A 5,066-nucleotide genomic window follows, 5' to 3' on the forward strand; every position below is an offset into this window, starting at 1 on the left:
CCACGAGTGATCCGACGGGCTTATACGGCCCAATCGGATACACTCAGATCCGAAGATATGGGGATCCCACCCCTGCGGTACGCCGTACAGACGGGATCCGACGTTAGCCTTGGTAGTTCGGTGCCACCCGATTGCTCGCGTGGCCCCGAACACAGACCATGCAATGAGACACATTTGGTGACCAATCTTCATTCGAAGATTGTTCCCGCCAACCCCCAGTTGTCTCTCTGAGACAACTGGACACATTCCGGTTGATCCTGCCGGAGGACATTGCTATTGGGATTCGATTTAGCCATGCTAGTCGAACGAGTTCACACTCGTGGCAGATAGCTCAGTAACACGTGGCCAAGCTACCCTTCAGTCAGCGATACCCTCGGGAAACTGAGGCTAATAGCTGATACCCGACGCCAGCTGGAATGCGGCGTCGTCGAAAGACATCGCTGAAGGATGCGGCTGCGGCCGATTAGGTAGACGGTGGGGTAACGGCCCACCGTGCCAGTAATCGGTACGGGTGATGAGAGTCAGAGCCCGGAGACGGAATCTGAGACAAGATTCCGGGCCCTACGGGGCGCAGCAGGCGCGAAACCTTTACACTGCACGGAAGTGCGATAGGGGAATCCCAAGTGCGAGGGCATATTAGCCCTCGCTTTTGTTGACTCTAAGGTGGTCAACGAATAAGAGCTGGGCAAGACCGGTGCCAGCCGCCGCGGTAATACCGGCAGCTCAAGTGATGTCCCATATTATTGGGCCTAAAGCGTCCGTAGCTGGCCAACCAAGTCCATCGGGAAATCCACCCGCCCAACGGGTGGGCGTCCGGTGGAAACTGGCTGGCTTGGAACCGGAAGGCTCAGAGAGTACGTCCGGGGTAGGAGTGAAATCCCGTAATCCCGGACGGACTACCGATGGCGAAAGCACTCTGAGAAGACGGCTTCGACAGTGAGGGACGAAAGCTCGGGTCTCAAACCGGATTAGATACCCGGGTAGTCCGAGCTGTAAACGATGCTCGTTAGGTGTGGCACCCACTACGAGTGGGTGCTGTGCCGTAGGGAAGCCGCTAAACGAGCCGCCTGGGAAGTACGTCCGCAAGGATGAAACTTAAAGGAATTGGCGGGGGAGCACTACAACCGGAGGAGCCTGCGGTTTAATTGGACTCAACGCCGGACATCTCACCAGCCCCGACATCAGTAATGACAGTCATGTTGACGACATCTGCTCGAGCTGATGAGAGGAGGTGCATGGCCGCCGTCAGCTCGTACCGTGAGGCATCCTGTTAAGTCAGGCAACGAGCGAGATCCACGTCCCTAATTGCCAGCACCACCGCACGGTGGGTGGGTACATTAGGGAGACTGCCAGTGCTAAACTGGAGGAAGGAATGGGCAACGGTAGGTCAGTATGCCCCGAATGGGCTGGGCAACACGCGGGCTACAATGGTCAGGACAACGGGTTCCAACACTGAGAAGTGACGGTAATCTCGCAAACCTGGTCGTAGTTCGGATTGCGGGCTGAAACTCGCCCGCATGAAGCTGGATTCGGTAGTAATCGCGTGTCAGCAGCGCGCGGTGAATACGTCCCTGCTCCTTGCACACACCGCCCGTCAAAGCACCCGAGTGAGGTCCGGATGAAGCCCTGTTACCAGGGTTGAATCTGGGCTTCGCAAGGGGGCTTAAGTCGTAACAAGGTAGCCGTAGGGGAATCTGCGGCTGGATCACCTCCTAACGTCCGAGATCTGGCCTTCTAGGCCAGACTCACCCTTCATACTCATTGCGTCTGTGTCCCAGTCATCATCCCCGATGAACTGGGGTCTTCGGCCCACGCGTGCAATCGGGCACCTACGAACTACCAAGGCTAACACGTTCGGTCGTCCCTTCGACCGAGGCGGGCTCATAGCTCAGCGGCAGAGTGCCTCCTTTGCAAGGAGGATGCCGTGGGTTCAAATCCCACTGAGTCCATGTCAGCACGCAGCCGAACCGTGTCCCTTATACGGGTTACACGACTCGGCTGTGATACGACAAGATCGATGCACCATCCCGTGAAAGCGGGTTGGGAAGGATCGAGCGTCCCAGATCTACCACCCTGGGTCGCCATGAGATCGTGTGTACGTGCAATCCAGGCGTCCACTGGACCCATTACAGTTTGCGTGTTCTTCCGAACGCGCATACCGGGTACAGTGAACATACATTGAGGCGAGTTATACTCGTCTCGCGAGGTGATCCTTTGGATCACCTCACCAGCGATAACATTCGTCCGAATGTTATCTCTTCAACTGGCTACTGTGCCAGCTGGTGAACGGCTCGGCTCGAGTGCCGATGAAGGACGTGCCAAGCTGCGATAAGCCTACGGGAGCCGCATGGAGGCGAAGAACGTAGGATCTCCGAATGGGAATCCCTCTCACAATTGCCTTGCGCAATAGGGAACGTCGGGAATTGAAACATCTCAGTACCGACAGGAAAAGAACGCAACCGCGATATCGTTAGTAACCGCGAGTGAACACGACACAGTCCAAACCGAAGCCCTCACGGGCAATGTGGTGTCAGGACTGACAATCACCGATCGAACGCTTTTGAGAAGTCTTCTGGAACGGAGCGTGATACAGGGTGACAACCCCGTATCAAAAGCAAGTACATCGCGCGTCAGCTCCAGAGTAGCATGGGTCGGAACTCCCGTGTGAAAACTCCCGGGCATCCCCCGGAAAGACTAAACACTCCTCGAGACCGATAGCGAACAAGTAGCGTGAGCGAACGCTGAAAAGCACTCCGAGAAGGATCGTGCAATAGGGCCCGAAATCAGCTGGCGATCGAACGACGTGGCATACAAGGTCTCACTCAGAATGACCGAGGTGCAAGCCTCCAGTAAGACGAGTGAGAAGCCGATGTTGCGTCGTACGTTTTGAAAAACGACCCAGAGAGTGTATCTCCATGGCAAGCCTAACCCGATGATCGGGGCAGGCAGAGCGAAAGCGACATGGCCGCAGTGCTTTGCACCAGGGCCGCCGTGTTCAAGCGCGGGGAGTCGTGGGGATACGACCCGAAACCGAGTGATCTACACATGGGCAGGGTGAAGCGTGCCGAAAGGCACGTGGAGGCCCGTTAGCGTTGGTGTCTTACAATACCCTCGCGTGACCTATGTGTAGGGGTGAAAGGCCCATCGAACTCGGCAACAGCTGGTTCCAACCGAAACATGTCGAAGCATGACCTCACCCGAGATAGTCCGTGAGGTAGAGCGACCGATTACTCGTCCCGCCCTCGAGAGAGGTCGGCCGGGTTGTCGAACTCCAAACTTACGGACGTTGTAGACGGTGGGAGTCCGGACTGCGGGGTAAGCCTGTGGTCCGTAAGGGAGACAACCCAGCGTACGGTTAAGGACCCAAAATACGGATTAAGTGCAACCGAAGGTGGTCTCGAGCCCTAAACAGCCGGGAGGTGAGCTTAGAAGCAGCAACCCTCTAAGAAAAGCGTAACAGCTTACCGGCCGAGGTTCGAGGCGCCCAAAATGATCGGGGCTCAAATCCGTTTCCGAGACCGTACAACACCAATCATGGTGACTACGTAGGTTGGCGTACTGTTCGAGTGGAAATACGGGCGAGAGCTCGTATGGATCGTACAGTAACGACAATTCTGGTCACAGTAGCAGCGATAGTCGGGTGAGAACCTCGACGACCTTACGAGCAAGGGTTCCTTGGCACTGTCACTCAGCCAAGGGTTAGTCGGTCCTAAGTCCCCTCGCAACTCGACGGGGACAACAGGGAAACTGGTTAATATTCCAGTACCAACACCACTCAAAGCCAACGCTTTGGGAAACACCGCACCGGGTTTTCGCCCGGTCGAATCGGTCACGCCCGTGGAAGCCGTCATGGCACGAAGCGGGTAACTACCGAGACAGGGAAACGCGGTGGTACCTAGAGCCCGTGAAACGGCAAGCGTGTTGTCCGTACCAAGATCCGACACAGGTGCTCAGGCAGCGAAAGCCAAGGTCTGTCGGGCCCCAACCGGCGTTAGGGAATTCGGCAAGTTAGTCCCGTACGTTCGCAAGAAGGGATGCCTGCCTCCAGCGAGGCAGGTTGCAATAACTCGGACGCTCCGACTGTCTAGTAACAACACAGGTGACCGCAAATGCGCAAGCACTCGTACGGTCACTGAATCCTGCCCAGTGCGGGTATCTGAACACCTCGTACAAGAGGACGAAGGACCCGTCAACGGCGGGGGTAACTATGACCCTCTTAAGGTAGCGTAGTACCTTGTCGCTTCAGTAGCGACTTGCATGAATGGATCAACGAGAGCGTCACTGTCCCAACGCTGGCCCCGGTGAACTGTACGTTCCAGTGCGGAGTCTGGAGACCCCCAAGGGGAAGCGAAGACCCTATAGAGCTTCACTGCAGGCTGTCGCTGAGACGTGGTCGCTACTGTGCAGCATAGGTAGGAGGCATTACACAGGTACCCGCGCTAGCGGGCCACCGAGCCAGCATTGAAATACTACCCGGTAGTGACTGCGACTCTCACTCCTGGCGGAGGACACCGGTAGCCGGGCAGTTTGACTGGGGCGGTACGCGCTCGAAAAGATATCGAGCGCGCCCCAAGATTTCCTCACTCGGGTCGGGAACCCGAGGCAGAGCGCAAGAGCAGAAGGAAGTCTGACAGTGATCTTCCCAACGAGGATCGCTGACGCGAAAGCGTGGTCTAGCGAACCCACAAGGCCTATTGATGAGGCCTGTGGATGACAGAAAAGCTACCTTAGGGATAACAGAGTCGTCACTCGCAAGAGCACATATCGACCGAGTGGCTTGCTACCTCGATGTCGGTTCCCTCCATCCTGCCCGTGCAGACGCGGGCAAGGGTGAGGTTGTTCGCCTATTAAAGGAGGTCGTGAGCTGGGTTTAGACCGTCGTGAGACAGGTCGGCTGCTATCTATTGGGGGTGTAAGGTACGTGCCATGAACGATCGTATAGTACGAGAGGAACTACGATTGGGCACCACTGGTGTATCGGTTGTCTGAGAAGGCAGTTGCCGAGTAGCCACGTGCCGCGGGGTAAGAGCTGAACGCATCTAAGCTCGAAACCCACATGAAAAAGA

General features: G+C 56.5%; 1 tRNA gene and 2 rRNA genes. All 3 read left to right on the forward strand.

The features are described 5' to 3' along the window. Positions 1–244: 244 nt before the first annotated feature. A 16S ribosomal RNA gene (locus LT971_RS16320) occupies positions 245–1,714 on the forward strand. Between the two features lie 163 nt (positions 1,715–1,877). Next, a tRNA-Ala gene (locus LT971_RS16325) sits at positions 1,878–1,949 on the forward strand. A 309-nt stretch (positions 1,950–2,258) separates the two neighbouring features. Continuing rightward, positions 2,259–5,066 (forward strand): 23S ribosomal RNA (locus LT971_RS16330); the annotation flags it as partial.

It is taken from the genome of Halobacterium rubrum (genome assembly GCF_021729015.1).
GTDB lineage: Archaea > Halobacteriota > Halobacteria > Halobacteriales > Halobacteriaceae > Halobacterium > Halobacterium rubrum.